This window comes from Rhizobium pantanalense (genome assembly GCF_030182525.1).
GTDB lineage: Bacteria > Pseudomonadota > Alphaproteobacteria > Rhizobiales > Rhizobiaceae > Rhizobium.
The window spans coordinates 65,684-80,177 of sequence record NZ_JAQJCH010000014.1 but is presented as its reverse complement, the minus strand read 5'-3'; the positions used below and the strand labels follow the sequence as shown (position 1 = coordinate 80,177).

12 protein-coding genes are annotated in these 14,494 nt (G+C 60.5%); 7 read left to right on the top strand and 5 right to left on the bottom strand.

Annotated features, from left to right (window positions below):
* Positions 1-2 precede the first annotated feature (2 nt).
* The 5 genes from PH558_RS29140 to PH558_RS29120 all read right to left on the bottom strand — a co-directional run bounded on the left by PH558_RS29140 (position 3) and on the right by PH558_RS29120 (position 5,292).
* Complete coding sequence (locus tag PH558_RS29140; protein ID WP_483314208.1) at positions 3-1,742, bottom strand: ABC transporter ATP-binding protein; 1,740 nt, start codon at positions 1,740-1,742, stop codon at positions 3-5.
* Positions 1,743-2,007: 265 nt separating this feature from the next.
* The gene (locus PH558_RS29135; RefSeq protein ID WP_285207963.1) at positions 2,008-3,030 is read right to left on the bottom strand and encodes a glucokinase; all 1,023 of its coding nucleotides are present in this window, start codon (positions 3,028-3,030) and stop codon (positions 2,008-2,010) included.
* 34 nt (positions 3,031-3,064) lie between these two features.
* The gene (locus tag PH558_RS29130) at positions 3,065-3,445 is read right to left on the bottom strand and encodes a methylglyoxal synthase (protein ID WP_095433583.1); all 381 of its coding nucleotides are present in this window, start codon (positions 3,443-3,445) and stop codon (positions 3,065-3,067) included.
* Positions 3,446-3,545: 100 nt separating this feature from the next.
* Positions 3,546-4,580, bottom strand: coding sequence for a penicillin-insensitive murein endopeptidase (gene mepA, locus PH558_RS29125; protein WP_285207962.1), 1,035 nt, complete (start codon positions 4,578-4,580; stop codon positions 3,546-3,548).
* A gap of 142 nt (positions 4,581-4,722) precedes the next feature.
* Positions 4,723-5,292, bottom strand: a complete 570-nt coding sequence (locus PH558_RS29120) for an isochorismatase family protein (RefSeq protein ID WP_285207961.1) — start codon at positions 5,290-5,292, stop codon at positions 4,723-4,725.
* Between the two features lie 52 nt (positions 5,293-5,344).
* Here PH558_RS29120 and PH558_RS29115 point away from each other — a divergent pair, with 52 nt between their 5' ends.
* The 7 genes from PH558_RS29115 (at position 5,345) to pncB (ending at position 14,444) form a co-directional block, all read left to right on the top strand.
* On the top strand, positions 5,345-5,965 hold the full coding sequence (locus tag PH558_RS29115; RefSeq protein ID WP_285207960.1) for a TetR/AcrR family transcriptional regulator: 621 nt from the start codon (positions 5,345-5,347) through the stop codon (positions 5,963-5,965).
* A 109-nt stretch (positions 5,966-6,074) separates the two neighbouring features.
* Positions 6,075-7,913 carry an extracellular solute-binding protein gene (locus PH558_RS29110; protein ID WP_095433587.1) on the top strand — a complete coding sequence of 613 codons (1,839 nt, stop codon included), beginning with the start codon at positions 6,075-6,077 and terminating at the stop codon, positions 7,911-7,913.
* Between the two features lie 171 nt (positions 7,914-8,084).
* Positions 8,085-9,176 (top strand): microcin C ABC transporter permease YejB, encoded by a 1,092-nt coding sequence (locus tag PH558_RS29105; protein WP_285207959.1) that lies wholly within the window; start codon positions 8,085-8,087, stop codon positions 9,174-9,176.
* Positions 9,176-10,330, top strand: a complete 1,155-nt coding sequence (locus PH558_RS29100; RefSeq protein WP_285207958.1) for an ABC transporter permease — start codon at positions 9,176-9,178, stop codon at positions 10,328-10,330. Before PH558_RS29105 ends, PH558_RS29100 begins: the two co-directional genes overlap by 1 nt.
* On the top strand, positions 10,327-11,964 hold the full coding sequence (locus tag PH558_RS29095; RefSeq protein WP_285207957.1) for an ABC transporter ATP-binding protein: 1,638 nt from the start codon (positions 10,327-10,329) through the stop codon (positions 11,962-11,964). The genes PH558_RS29100 and PH558_RS29095 overlap by 4 nt, the downstream gene beginning before the upstream one ends.
* An 11-nt stretch (positions 11,965-11,975) precedes the next feature.
* Entirely contained in the window at positions 11,976-12,935 is a 960-nt protein-coding gene (locus PH558_RS29090) for a 2-hydroxyacid dehydrogenase (RefSeq protein ID WP_285207956.1), read from the top strand.
* A gap of 204 nt (positions 12,936-13,139) precedes the next feature.
* On the top strand, positions 13,140-14,444 hold the full coding sequence (gene pncB, locus PH558_RS29085) for a nicotinate phosphoribosyltransferase (RefSeq protein WP_113351483.1): 1,305 nt from the start codon (positions 13,140-13,142) through the stop codon (positions 14,442-14,444).
* The last annotated feature ends 50 nt before the right edge of the window (positions 14,445-14,494 follow it).

Here is a 14,494-nt window from a genome sequence, read left to right as displayed (position 1 = left end):
GTCTATTTGCGGGAATTGCTTGAAATCGCCGGTAGCTGCAGGTTGTTGAGCCGAGCGTAGAGGCCATTGTCTGATGTCGCAAGCGTCTCATGATTGCCTTCTTCGACAACACGGCCGTTCTGCATGACGACGATCTTCTCGGCGCGGACAACCGTCGACAGGCGGTGTGCGATGACGACGACCGTGCGGCCGCTCATCGCTTCTTCCAGAGCCTTCTGCACGGCGGCTTCGGATTCCGTATCGAGCGCCGAGGTCGCCTCGTCCAGAAGCAGGATCGGCGCATTGCGCACCAGCGCGCGGGCGATCGACAGGCGCTGGCGCTGGCCGCCTGAGAGCGTCACACCGTTTTCACCGACGGGCGTATCATAGCCCATCGGCTGCGCCTCGATGAAATCATGGGCATAGGCAAGGCGCGCCGCTTCCTCGATCTCGGCGTCCGTCGCGTTCGGGCGCCCGTAGCGGATATTGTCGCGGATCGTGCCTTCGAAGAGATAGGGCTGCTGCGAGACATAGGCGAGCTGTTCCCGCAGCGATTGTTTCGTCACATGCGCGATGTCCTGCTCGTCAATGAAGATGCTGCCGGCCTTCGGATCGTAGAAGCGCGGAATGAGATTGATGACGGTAGACTTGCCGGCGCCGGAAGGGCCGACGAGCGCGGTCGTCTGCCCGCCCTCGGCTGTGAAATTGACGCCTGATAGGACCGCTTCGTCGCCATAGGCGAAATGCACGTCGCGGAACTCGATGCGGGCGTCGGTGACTTTAAGCGGCTTTGCATCCGGCAGGTCGCGCTGGCGCGGCTCCATGTCGAGCAGCTCGTAGATCATCCGCGCATTGACGACCGCGCGCTCCAGCTGCACCTGCAGCTTGGCGAGGCGGCGCGCCGGATCATAGGCGAGGAGCAGCGAAGTGGCGAAGGAGAAGAACACGCCCGGCGAGACATTGTCGTAGATCGACCGGTAGGCGGCATAGGCGAAAAGGCTGGCGATCGCGAAGCCGGCGACGGTCTCGATCAGCGGTCCGTTACGCTCCGAAAGGCGGGCGATGCGGTTCTGCCGGTGCTCCGCAGCGGTGATCAGCTTGTTGATCTTGCGCTCGAGCTCCTCCTCCATCGTGAAGGCCTTGACGATGGAAACGCCTTGAATGGTCTCCTGCATCGCGCCGAGCACATGGCTGTTCAGGACCACCGCATCGCGCGTGGCGGCGCGCAGGCGCTTGGAAATATAGCGTAGCGCAAAGAAGAGCGGCGGCGCGATGACGACGAATGCAATGCTGAGCACCGGATCCTGAAAGACCATGACGCAGAGCAGGGCGACGAAGGTCAGAAGGTCGCGCGCCGTCGAGGTGATCGTCAGGTTCATGACGTCGCGGATGCCCGAGACGTTCTGGCTGATGCGGGCAGCGAGCTGCGCGGAGCGCGCTTCGTTGAAAAAGCCGACCGACAGCGTCATCAGATGCGAATAGAGGCGGCGCTGATAGCGGGCGATGATGTTGTTGCCGATCTTCGACAGAATGACCGACTGGAAATATCCGGCAAAGCCGCGCACCACGAAAACGAGGAAAATGCTGAAGCAGATTTTCCAGGCATCGACGATATCGCGGGCGATGAAGGCGCTGTCGATGACCGATTTGACGATGTAGCCGATGTAAGCAGTCGAAAGCGCAACGAGGATCAGGCAGGTAATCGCGATGGCGTAGCCGCGAATGTGATCGCGGCCGTTCTCGGCGATAATGCGCTTCAGCATGCCGGTGATGGCTTCGCTGTCGACGTTTTTGCTTTTCGGGTCAGGCAATTTCAATAATCGGCTTCCTGTCTTGAACCAAGCGAGCCGCATCTGGCACGTGCTTTCGCGGCTCTATTAAAGAGTTAGCACGGCTTTGGCTAGACATGCCTTGCCGCGCTGGTTAAGGCCGATCAAGGAGCCGAGCCCATTATAGAGGAAGGCGGCCCCTGCAAAAAGGCATGACGCATCGGATGTTCCGGCGCGCCATGAGCTGTTTGGCAAGCGGTTAACGCCGCCAGCGACGTCCTTCTGTCGCAAGGCCGAAGTTTGTCGGCTTGCGGGCATAGGTTGCCAGGCCGGAAAGCGCTGCCAGCGGATTGACGACCACATGGGTCGGGATCGTCTTCATCAGCTCCGTATGCGGCGCCTTGTCCTCGAAGGCGGCGCGGAATTCCGGCTTCTGCAGCGCCGGCAGGATCTTCTGCGGAATGCCACCCGAGAGATAGACGCCGCCGCGCGCCATGAAGATCATGGCGATATCGCCGGCAACGCGGCCGAGATAGGTGACGAACAGCGTCAGCGTCTCCTCGGCCTGCTTGTTGGTGCCGGCAAGCGCATGGTTGGTGATGTCGGCCGGCTCCTTCAGGCCAGGCTCGATGCCGTCGGCTGCGCAGATGGCATGATAAATATTCTGGAGGCCGCGGCCGCAGATCACCTGTTCGGCCGAGATGCGGCCTTCGATCGGCTCCAGATGCGGCCAGATCTGCAGGTCGCGTTCCGTGCGCGGCCCCAGATCGATATGGCCGCCTTCGCCTGGCACCGGCACCCATTGATGCTGGGTATGGACGAGACCGCCGACGCCAAGACCGGTGCCCGGCCCGAGTACGGCGCGCGATGCAATCATGGTCCCGGATGCCTTGCCGATGGTTTGGCGATGCTCGTCGGTAATCTCGGCGATCGCGAGCGCCTGCGCCTCGAAATCATTGATGACGAGCACGTCCTCGATGCCAAGATTGGCGATCATCGTCTTCGGACGGATCACCCAATCGCAATTGGTCAGCGGAATCTCGTCACCCTGCACGGGACCTGCCATGGCGAGAATTGCCGAGCGGGGTCGGACCTTGCTGTTTTCAAGGGCGAGTTTGATCGCATCGTCGATCGTGGCGAAATTCGCCGTCTGCACGACCGGAAAATGTTCCTGTTCGGAGTCCGCATCGACGAGGATGGAAAAACGCGCATTGGTGCCGCCGATGTCGCCGATCAGGATTGGGAAAGGCAGGGGGGCATCGCTATGATTGAGCTCGGGCATGGCCAGGTCCGTGGTCTGCCGCCGGCAAGGCGGATTAATGGTTCAGTGTTTTGATCAGCCGCTCGGCAGTGGATTCGTTGAGCGCCATCGGAATGTCGTAGAGAACGGCAAGCCGCGTCAATGCCTTCACGTCGACGTCGTGCGGCATGGGGGTGAGGGGATCGATGAAAAAGACGAGCATATCGATCTCGCCGGTGGCGATAAGCGCGCCGATCTGCTGGTCGCCGCCGAGCGGCCCGCTTTTCAATGGAGTGACCTTGAGCTCCGGGCAGGCATCCAGTACGCGGCCGCCCGTCGTGCCGGTCGCAACGATATTCCAATCGGCAAGGGCGGCCTGATTGCGCCGTGCGAACTCCGCCATCGCATCTTTTTTCTGATCATGCGCGATCAATGCGATGCATTTGCTGCCGGCCATGAAATCCTTGCTCCGCTCGATGTTTTCAATCGATTTACCCCGCCTTCTATACCAAGGGGGCGAGTTTTGAAAGACTGCCTCAGCAAGGATAGTCTGGGTCTTATTGCGGCGGGATCTGACCCGGCGGCGTATCGCCAGAAACCGGCATAGCGTCCGTCTCCGCCGAAACGCCGGCTGTTTTGGCGCCGGCGGCGGCGGGCCGTGCGGAAGCAATCGAAGGCGCTGCCAATACGGCCTGGCAGGCCTTGGGCAGATCGGCGACCATGACCTCGCGCGGCTTGACCGGCGGCTTTGTGCTGGGCTTCGGCTTGGCCCAGGGCTCGGGTCCGAACCACCAGGCAAGTGTCTTGTCGCAGCCGTCGCCCGCGGCGACCGGCGCCTGCCCCGTGCAGCCGACAGAGCCGGATGGGCAGCGGAGGCGGATATGGAAATGCGAGTCATGCCCGTATTCCGGCCGCAGCTTGCCGAGATTGGTGCGGTCACCCGTCCAGGTCTCGCACATCTTCTTCTTGATCGCCGGATTGACGAAGATGCGCTCGACCTCCGGATAGCTCGCCGCCCGCATGAGCAGGCGCGCATGCGCCGGCGTCCAGACCTTGTCATTGATCGTCAGGAACTTGTCCTTGGCGAGCATGGTGGTGAACGGCAAAGCTTCGCGCTCCTCCGCCGTCATCTTGTGCCGCGGCATAGGCGTCAGCCAAACGTCGGCATCGAGGCCGATCTGGTGCGAGGCGTGACCGTTGATCATCGGGCCGCCGCGCGGCTGCGAGATATCGCCGACGAGCAGACCCGGCCAGCCGTCATTCTTGGCCGCGTCGCGCGACAGGCGCTCAAGCAGGCCGATCGTTTCAGGCCGGCCCCAGCGGCGATTGCGCGACAGGCGCATCGCCTGCCAGGTCGGGCCGTCAGTAGGCAGGGCGACTGCACCGGCGAGGCACCCCTTGGCATAGAAGCCGATTGATTGCGGCGCCCCCTGCGTCGGCAGCGTCACGGCGCCGAAGACCGCTTTTGCGCTGCCGGGCGAAGGTGTTGCCTGCTGCGCCAGCACATCGCCGGCGACAAGGCCCATCCCGATCGAGGTGGCTAGGGAAAGTTTGCCGATCGTTCGAAAGGCGCGAGCCGGAAGTGAAGCCATGCAAATCCTTGAAGGCGGTCGGCTGATGCCGAAGTGATTTGCCGCGAGATTATCCTGAAACGGGATGGAAGTGAATCCGCGGCAATCGCCGGTGGCTACCGGCCGACCACCTTTTCCTGCATAGACCTTTGCTTCGGAGGGATCAGTTCGCCAGGATTTCCCCAGTTTTGCGAATGCGCGACAGCCGCGGCAAGACCTTCGTGCAGGCGAAATCCTGCATGTCCTGCGAGAAGGTCGTCACCGCATCTTCGGCGACAATGACGGCATAGTTTGCCGCGAAGGCATCGCGCACGGTTGCTTCGACACCGAAATTGGTGGCGACGCCGGTCACGATCAGCGTTTTGATGCCGCGGCGGCGCAGCTGCAGATCGAGTTCCGTGCCGTAGAAGGCGCTCCACTGGCGCTTGACGATGGCGACATCGGGCGTCAGCGCGGCCATCTCGGCCGGAGCTTCGAGCGCGGCCGGCGGCAAACCTCCTGGGGGAAGCGCAAAGCTTTCGTCTGTCGGCTGATTGACAGCATCGGCATAGTCTGCGGAAAATCCGACCGTCACGAAAACGGTCGTTCCGCCATCGGCCTTCAATTTGTTTGCGATGGCGACCGTATTGGTGACGATCTGCTGGGCGGAGTAGGGCGCGAGCGGCCGGCTGAGGACGAGGCCTTGCAGGTCGATGGAAACGAGAGCGGTGGTTTTGGGGTCGTAAAGTGACATCGGGCGGTAGCTCCATAAAACATGAGGATATCCTCACAATGGAAATATGAGGATGGCCTCACAAAAATCAAGTGAAGAATTGAAGACGCGCACGCCGAAGCGGCAGCGCGGTCATGATCGCGTCGTCATACTGCTGGAGGCGGCCGCAAAGGTTTTCGCGCGCAAGGGCTATGAGGCGGCAACGATGACGGAGATTGCGGCCGAGGCAAATTCCTCCATCGGTTCGCTCTATCAGTTCTTTCCGACCAAGCCCCTGCTTGCCGAAGCACTGCATATCGAACGCCTGGAGCGATTGAAGGCCGGGCTTCGGGGCATGGCAGAGCGGAGCACCGGCCTTTCCGCGGCCGATAGCGGCGAGGCGATCTTCCATGCGCTCGGTGCTTTCATGGAGGAATATCCGGAGTTTTCGGTATTGGCCGGTCGCCGCGATATTCCCAAGGAGCGCAAGGCGCGCTCACGGGCAGAGCTGAAGGAGCTGATCGCCGGCGTCCTGCGGCAGGCACAGCCGCCGATATCGGACGATATCGCGCTGATGTCGGGTATCGTGCTCGAACTGCTTCGCATCGTCGTCGCCGTCGCCGCCGAGCCTGATGCTGCCGAGGATCGCCGCGTCGCCGGCGAATTGCGGCTGATGCTGCGCAAACGCCTTGAAGAAGCTGCGGTAAAGGGTTGAATCCCGGAGACCGTCTTCGGCGTCTTTAAGAAGAGGTGAGTTATTGCGTCCTGTTTTTTGCCCTCATTTGCCTTATGCTGATTCTCCAGAAATCATCGGGAGATCATGAATGGCGTTGTCGCGGTTGAAAGCAGGCTTGGTCGTTTCTCTTTTTTGCCTGCTGGCAATGCCTCTAGCCACGAAAGCCGAAGAGCCGCAATTCCGTATCGGCACGGCCATTCTTGGCGACTTGAAATATCAACCCGGCTTCAAGCATTTCGATTATGTCAATCCGGATGCGCCGAAGGGCGGTGAGCTGAAGCTGTCGGACGAGGGTACGTTCGACACGCTCAATCCGGTGCTGTTTAAGGGCAACCCCGCCAGCGGATTGTCAATGGTTTTTGATACTCTGATGAAATCGTCCAATGACGAGGTTGCCACCTCCTACGGCTTGCTTGCCGAGGGGGTCTCCTATCCCGATGACATAGCGAGCGCGACGTTCCGGTTGCGAACCGAGGCGAAATGGGCCGATGGCACACCGGTGACCCCCGATGACGTGGTTTTCAGTTTCGATCGCACCAAGGAGCTCAACCCTCTCGCGACCAGTATCTATTCTCACGTGACGCGAGCCGAAAAGACGGGTGACAGGGACGTCACCTTCTACTTCAATGAAAAGAACAATCGCGAACTTCCCTTTATTGCCGGCCAACTGCTGATCGTGCCGAAACATTGGTGGGAAAGCGCCGGCGCCGACGGAAAGGCGCGCGATATTTCACGCACGACACTCGAGCCGGTCATGGGATCCGGACCGTATAAGATCGTCGCCGTGCAGCCGGGATCATCAATCCGATATGAACTGCGTGATGATTATTGGGGCAAGAACCTGCCGGTCAATATCGGCCAGAATAATTTCGGGGCGGTTTCCTACACCTACTACGCCGACAAGGATGTGGAATTCGAAGCCTTTCGCGGCGGAAACACGGATTTCTGGCGGGACCAGTCGGCAAGCCATTGGGTGACCGCATACGACTTTCCCGCCGCCAAAGACGGCCGCATCAAGCGCGATGAACTGCCCAACTCGCTGCGTTCGGTCGGCATCATGCAGGCGATGGTGCTCAATCTCCGGCGCGATCAGTTCAAGGACCAACGTGTGCGGGAGGCGCTGAACTACGCCTATGACTTCGAGGAGATGAACCGGGCGCTTGCCTTCGGCCAGCTGACTCGCGTCAACTCCTTCTTTTTCGGCACCGAGCTTGCCTCTTCGGGGCTGCCGGCGGGCGAGGAATTGAATATTCTCAACAGCGTTAAGGATAAGGTACCGCCCGAAGTCTTCACTACACCCTATGCCAATCCGGTCAGCGGTGACCCGCAGAAGGCGCGCGACAATCTGCGCAAGGCGATCGAGCTTTTCAAGGAAGCCGGTTATGTGTTGAAAGGCAATCGCATGGTCAACGAAAAGACCGGCCAGCCCTTCACGATGGAAATCCTGCTCGGCAGTCCTTCGCTGGAAAGATCAAACCTGCCCTACGTCCAGAACCTGCGCCGCATTGGCATCGATGCAACCCTCCGAACGGTCGATTCGTCGCAATACATCAACCGCATCCGCAGCTTCGACTATGATGCGACCTGGAACGTGTGGGGCACGGCGCTGCCGCCCGGCAGCGAACAAATCGATTACTGGGGCTCGGCTTCGGCAAGCCGCCAAGGCTCGCGCAACTATGCCGGCATATCCGATCCGGGTGTCGATGCATTGATCGGCAAGCTTGTTTCTGCGGCCACCCTCGAAGAAAAGACCGCTGCCGCCAAGGCGCTTGACCGCGTACTGCTCGCCCATCACTACGTTGTCCCGCTGTTTTATGGAACGACGAACAAGATCGCCTATTGGGACAAATTCGAGCATCTGCCCGAGCTGCCCTATTATTCGATCGGCTTTCCCGATGTCTGGTGGTCGAAAAGCGCCGGAAAATGAGCTTCTCTTGCAATGACGGGCCTGCTGGCTCCAAATGCAGAGGGCTGATTCGGATAGTTTCAAGCTGATATGACTGCGCCGGTCTCGATCCGGCGGAAGGGACTATGATTTGATCGACAGACGGATTGAGGCGAGGCGGAACATACCCCTCTTTGAGGGAGCGACGGGCTGATGGGCGCCTATATCCTGCGACGTCTCCTGCTGATGATCCCGACCATCGTCGGCATCATGGCCATTTCCTTCACCATCGTGCAGTTTGCGCCGGGCGGCCCGGTCGAGCAGGTCATCGCGCAGCTGACCGGGCAGGGCGATAATGCCAACGGTCGCCTTTCCGGCGGCACCGACATGCTGCCCCAGCAATCCCTGGACGACAGCAGCTCGAAATATCGTGGCGCGCAGGGGCTCGATCCCGAGCTGATCGCCAAGCTCGACAAGCAGTTCGGCTTCGACAAACCGCCGCTCGAGCGCTTCGGCCAGATGATGTGGAACTATATCCGCTTCGATTTCGGCGAGAGCTTCTTCCGCAATACCACCGTCATCGACCTCATCGCCCAGAAGCTGCCGGTGTCGATCTCGCTCGGCATCTGGATCCTGATCTTCTCCTACGCCATTTCCATTCCGCTCGGCATCCGCAAGGCGGTGCAGGACGGATCGACCTTCGATGTCTGGACCTCGGGCATTATCATCGTCGGCTACGCCGTCCCGAGCTTCCTGTTCGGCATCATGCTGATCGTGCTCTTTGCCGGCGGCTCCTTCTTCGACTGGTTCCCGCTGCGCGGCCTCGTTTCGGATAATTTCGCCGACCTCAGCTGGTGGCAGAAGATCCTCGATTATCTCTGGCATCTGGTGCTGCCGCTGATTTCGCTGTCGCTCGCCGCATTTGCCACCACGACGCTGCTCACCAAGAATTCCTTCATCGAGGAGATCAAGAAGCAATATGTCATCACCGCCCGCGCCAAGGGCCTTTCCGAACGGCGCGTGCTCTATGGCCATGTCTTCCGCAACGCCATGCTCATCGTCATTGCCGGCTTCCCCGGCGCCTTCATCTCTGCCTTCTTCACCGGCTCGCTTTTGATCGAGAACATCTTCTCGCTCGATGGCCTCGGGCGCCTCAGCTATCTCTCCGTTGTCCAGCGCGACTATCCGGTTGTGTTTGCGACGCTGTTCATCTTCTCGCTGCTCGGCCTCGTCGTCAGCCTCGTCTCCGACCTCATCTACACCTGGATCGATCCGCGCATCGATTTCGAGCGGAGGGACGTGTGATGGATGCAGCCAATCAGCAGAGTCTTCCGACGACGGTGAAGCCGCCGCGCAAGGGATTGTTCTCGCCGACCAATGTGCGCCGCTGGGAGAACTTCAAGGCGAACCGCCGCGGCTACTGGTCGCTCTGGATCTTCCTGGTGCTGTTCGTGCTCAGTCTAGGTGCCGAATTCATCGTCAACGACCGGCCGATCCTGATTTCCTATAAGGGCGAGATCCTGACGCCGGTCTTCGTCGATTATCCGGAAGAGAAGTTCGGCGGTTTCCTGGCGCAGACGGATTACCGCGCCCCGGATATTCAGGATGAGATCAACGCCAATGGCTGGATGATCTGGCCGCCGATCCATTATTCCTATCAGACCGCCAATTCCAACCTTCCCACGGGAATGTCGGCGCCGACGCCGCCTTTCTGGGCGATGAGCAAGGAGACGCGCTGCTCGGGCTATCCCGGCGGTGTTGCCGATCCGAATTGCAACTGGAGCAATTTCAACTGGCTCGGCACCGATGACCAGGCGCGAGACGTGCTTGCCCGCCTGATCTACGGCTTCCGCGTCTCGGTACTGTTCGGTCTGGCGCTCACCATCTGCTCGGCTGTCGTCGGCGTCTGCGCCGGTGCGATACAGGGCTATTTCGGCGGCTGGACCGATCTTCTGATGCAGCGCTTCATCGAAATCTGGTCGTCCATGCCGGTGCTTTATATCCTGCTGATCATCGCCTCGGTACTGCCGCCGGGCTTCTTCATCCTCCTCGGCATATTGCTGCTGTTTTCCTGGGTCGGTCTCGTTGGCGTCGTGCGCGCCGAATTCCTCCGGGCGCGCAATTTCGAATATGTGCGCGCCGCCCGCGCGCTCGGCGTCAACAACCGCACCATCATGTATCGCCACCTGCTGCCGAACGCGATGGTGGCGACGCTAACCTTCGTTCCTTTCATCCTGTCGGGTTCGATCACCACCCTGACCTCATTGGATTTCCTGGGCTTCGGCATGCCGCCCGGCTCGCCGTCGCTGGGTGAAATGATCGCCCAGGGCAAATCCAATCTGCAGGCTCCCTGGCTGGGGCTCTCGGCCTTCTTCACCATGTCGATCATGCTGTCGCTGCTGATTTTCATCGGCGAGGCCGTGCGCGACGCCTTCGATCCGAGGAAGACGTTCCGATGAGCGAAAATTCCACTCCGCTGCTGTCAGTCCGCAATCTCTCCGTCGCCTTTCATCAAGGCGGGCAGACCTCGATCGCCGTCGATGGCGTCTCCTTCGATATCCGCAAGGGCGAAGTCGTGGCGCTGGTCGGCGAATCCGGCTCAGGCAAATCGGTCTCGGCCAATTCGATCCTGAAACTCTTGCCCTATCCGGCCGCGAGCCACCCTTCCGGCGAAATCCTGTTCAAGGGCAGGGATCTGCTGAAGGCGTCCGACAACGAGTTGCGTGCTGTGCGCGGCAACGACATCACCATGATCTTTCAGGAGCCGATGACCTCGCTCAATCCGCTCCACACCATCGAGCGGCAGATCAGCGAGATCCTGGCGCTGCATCAGGGCATGGTGGGCGAGGCCGCCCGCAGCCGCACGCTGGAACTCTTGAACCAGGTCGGCATCCGCGAGCCGGAAAAGCGGCTCAAGGCCTATCCGCATGAGCTGTCGGGTGGCCAGCGCCAGCGCGTGATGATCGCCATGGCGCTCGCTAACCGCCCCGAACTCCTGATCGCCGACGAGCCGACGACGGCGCTCGACGTCACCGTGCAGGCACAGATCCTCGAACTCCTGCGCGAGCTCAAGGGTGCACATGGCATGTCGATGCTGTTCATCACCCACGATCTCGGCATCGTCCGTAAATTCGCCGACCGCGTCTGCGTGATGACCAAGGGCAAGATCGTTGAGACCGGCACGGTGGAGGACGTCTTCACTCGGCCGCAGCATGACTATACGCGTCATCTGCTGGCTGCCGAGCCGCGTGGTGAGCCGCCGGCGAGCGATGCGAACAAGCCCGTGGTCATGGAAGGCAGCGACATTCGCGTCTGGTTCCCGATCAAGGCTGGCTTCATGCGCAAGGTCGTCGATCATGTGAAAGCGGTCGACGGCATCGATCTGAAGCTCAGGGCCGGCCAGACGCTCGGTGTCGTCGGTGAATCCGGCTCAGGCAAGACCACGCTCGGTCTGGCGCTCGCCCGGCTTATTTCCTCCAAAGGCCGTATCGCCTTCGTCGGCAAGGATATAGCCGGCTATTCGTTTCGCGAAATGCGGCCGCTGCGCAACCAGCTGCAGGTCGTCTTCCAGGATCCTTATGGATCGCTCAGCCCGCGCATGTCGGTCGGCGAGATCATCGCCGAAGGGCTCAAGGTACATGAGCGGTCTCTTTCTGCCGATGAGCGTGACAAACGCGTCTGCTGGGCACTGGAGGAGGTGGGCCTCGACCCTTCCACGCGCTGGCGCTTCCCGCATGAATTCTCTGGCGGCCAGCGCCAGCGCATCGCAATTGCTCGCGCCATGGTGCTGAAGCCGCGCTTCGTCATGCTCGACGAGCCCACCTCGGCACTCGACATGAGCGTGCAGGCGCAGGTCGTCGATCTGCTGCGGGACCTGCAGCAGAAGCACGATCTTGCCTATCTGTTCATCAGCCACGACCTGAAAGTGGTGAAGGCGCTCGCCAACGAACTGATCGTCATGCGCTTCGGCAAGGTCGTCGAGCAGGGCGCATCCGCCGATATTTTCCGGGCGCCGAAAGAGGATTACACCAGGGCGCTGCTTGCCGCCGCGTTCAATATCGAGGCGGTGCCGACCGCCGCCATCCAGCAATAGAGACCACCATCATGCCGGCCAAAAGCCCCGTTCTCGTCGATCTCAAATTCAATCCCGTGTCCATTGCCAAGGCGCTTGAGATGGCCTTTGCCGATCGCGGCAGCATCAATCTGGCCGATCCTGCCAATAAAGGCGCTGACCTCTCCCATGTCGACTACGCGCTGTTGTGGAAGCCGGATGCCGATCTTTTCGAGCGCGCCCCCAATCTCAAGGTCATTTTCTCGGGCGGCGCCGGCGTCGATTCCATGATGTCGATTGCCGGTCTGCCTGACATCCCGATGGTCCGCTTCGTCGATCGCAGTCTCACGACGCGGATGAGCGAATGGGTGGTCATGCAATGTCTGATGCACCTGCGCGATGTGCAGGGACATTTCAGGAATCAGCGACAGCACATATGGGCGCCGCAGCATGGTCCGGAAGCTGCTGACGTCACCGTCGGCGTCATGGGCCTCGGCGTTCTCGGCTGCGATGCCGCCGCGAAATTGAAAGTCATGGGCTTCAACGTCATCGGCTGGTCCCGCAGCAGGAAAGAGATCGACGGTATGGAAACCTTCGATGCTGGTGGGCTCGATACGTTTCTGGCGCGTACCGACATTCTCGTCGGTCTGCTGCCGCTGACGGCAGAGACGACTGGGATCTACAATGCCTCGCTCTTTTCCAAGCTGCATCGCAACGGCCCGCTCGGCAAGCCGGTCTTCATCAATGCCGGCCGCGGCAAGAGCCAGGTTGCGGCCGATATTGCTTCGGCTGTTCGCACCGGCATTCTCGGCGGCGCCTCCCTCGATGTCTTCGCCGTCGAGCCGCTGGCAGCGGACGATCCGCTTTGGAGCCTGGAAAATGTCATCATCACGCCGCATGATTCCGCCGTGTCTGACGAAAAGGCATTGATGCGCCACGTCGAGGAGCAGATCGCGCGCTTCGAACGCGGCGAACCGCTGCAGCATCTGGTAGATCGCGGTCGGGGTTACTAAGTCTATCTTCCGATGGCCGTGGTCAGGGCCTTATGCCCCGGCTGGCGCCGGCAAAATGCGACCGATTTGCCCTGGTATCAATTTTCTTTCAGCGACTGGACTTTCGCTCAACATTTTTTGATAACAAGGCGCTACATACGCATGCCGGCATGCCGCCGGCGAAAAGCATGACGTCCGCAGGGCAGGAGACGGGGCAGGAACGACATGACCAAGACGGATATCGCCACCCGCGTCTATAACCATACCTGGAAGCTCGATCCGATCATCCGCAGCCTGATCGACACGGATTTCTACAAGCTCCTCATGCTGCAGATGATCTGGAAGCTCTATCCGGATGTCGATGCAACCTTCTCGCTTATCAATCGCACCAAGAGCGTTCGCCTCGCGGAAGTGATCGACGAGAAGGAATTGCGTGAGCAGCTCGACCATGCCCGCACGCTTCGCCTCTCCAAGAAGGAGATGATCTGGCTGGCGGGTAACAGTTTCTACGGCCGCGCCCAGATCTTCGAGCCGGAATTCCTCGCCTGGCTGTCGAATTTCCAGCTGCCGGAATATGAGCTATCGAAGCGCGACGGCCAGTATATTCTCGACTTTCACGGCTCGTGGAAGGAAACGACGATGTGGGAAATCCCCGCGCTCGCCATCATCAACGAGCTTCGCTCCCGCTCCGCTCTGAAGGCGTTGGGTCCCTTCACGCTCGATGTGCTCTATGCCCGCGCCAAGGCCAAGATGTGGGAGAAGGTGGAGCGGCTGCGCGAGCTGCCGGGTTTACGCATCTCCGATTTCGGGACACGCCGCCGTCACAGCTTCCTCTGGCAGCGCTGGTGCGTCGAGGCATTGAAGGAAGGCGTTCCGCACGCCTTCACCGGCACGAGCAACGTGCTGTTGGCCATGGATTCCGATCTCGAAGCCGTCGGCACCAATGCCCATGAGCTGCCGATGGTCGCTGCAGCACTTGCGAAAAATGATGAAGAGCTCGGAAAGGCACCCTACAAGGTGCTGCGCGACTGGAACCGTCTCTATGGCGGCAATCTGCTCGTCGTGCTGCCGGATGCCTTCGGCACGGCTTCCTTCCTGCGCAATGCGCCGGAATGGGTGGCCGACTGGACCGGCTTCCGCCCCGACAGCGCCCCGCCCATCGAGGGCGGCGAGAAGATTATCGAATGGTGGAAGAAGATGGGCCGCGATCCGCGCCAGAAGCTGCTGATCTTCTCAGACGGCCTTGATGTCGATGCCATCATCGACACCTACAAGCATTTCGACGGCCGCGTCCGCATGAGCTTTGGCTGGGGCACTAACCTCACCAATGACTTCGCCGGCTGCGCCCCGACCGAACTCAAGGGCCTCAACCCTATTTCGATCGTCTGCAAGGTCATCGAGGCAAACGGCCGGCCGGCCGTGAAGCTCTCCGACAACCCTCAGAAGGCGACGGGCGAGCCGGCGGAAGTCGAGCGCTATCTGAAGTTCTTCGGTGCAGAAGATCGCGTCGATCAGGAAGTGCTGGTTTAAGGCGTTTCCCAGGAAAAATGCCCAGCGGTTTTCCGTCCGGAATGCGTAAA

Excerpts from the sequence above, each read along its gene's own strand:
- PH558_RS29120 (WP_285207961.1), bottom strand. The coding sequence starts at position 5,292 with ATGTCACTTTACGACCCCAAAACCACCGCTCTCGTTTCCATCGACCTG.
- PH558_RS29095 (WP_285207957.1), top strand. The coding sequence starts at position 10,327 with ATGAGCGAAAATTCCACTCCGCTGCTGTCAGTCCGCAATCTCTCCGTC.
- PH558_RS29105 (WP_285207959.1), top strand. The coding sequence starts at position 8,085 with ATGGGCGCCTATATCCTGCGACGTCTCCTGCTGATGATCCCGACCATC.
- pncB (WP_113351483.1), top strand. The coding sequence starts at position 13,140 with ATGACCAAGACGGATATCGCCACCCGCGTCTATAACCATACCTGGAAG.
- PH558_RS29135 (WP_285207963.1), bottom strand. The coding sequence starts at position 3,030 with ATGCCCGAGCTCAATCATAGCGATGCCCCCCTGCCTTTCCCAATCCTG.
- PH558_RS29130 (WP_095433583.1), bottom strand. The coding sequence starts at position 3,445 with ATGGCCGGCAGCAAATGCATCGCATTGATCGCGCATGATCAGAAAAAA.
- PH558_RS29110 (WP_095433587.1), top strand. The coding sequence starts at position 6,075 with ATGGCGTTGTCGCGGTTGAAAGCAGGCTTGGTCGTTTCTCTTTTTTGC.
- PH558_RS29090 (WP_285207956.1), top strand. The coding sequence starts at position 11,976 with ATGCCGGCCAAAAGCCCCGTTCTCGTCGATCTCAAATTCAATCCCGTG.
- mepA (WP_285207962.1), bottom strand. The coding sequence starts at position 4,580 with ATGGCTTCACTTCCGGCTCGCGCCTTTCGAACGATCGGCAAACTTTCC.
- PH558_RS29115 (WP_285207960.1), top strand. The coding sequence starts at position 5,345 with ATGGCCTCACAAAAATCAAGTGAAGAATTGAAGACGCGCACGCCGAAG.
- PH558_RS29140 (WP_483314208.1), bottom strand. The coding sequence starts at position 1,742 with ATGCTGAAGCGCATTATCGCCGAGAACGGCCGCGATCACATTCGCGGC.
- PH558_RS29100 (WP_285207958.1), top strand. The coding sequence starts at position 9,176 with ATGGATGCAGCCAATCAGCAGAGTCTTCCGACGACGGTGAAGCCGCCG.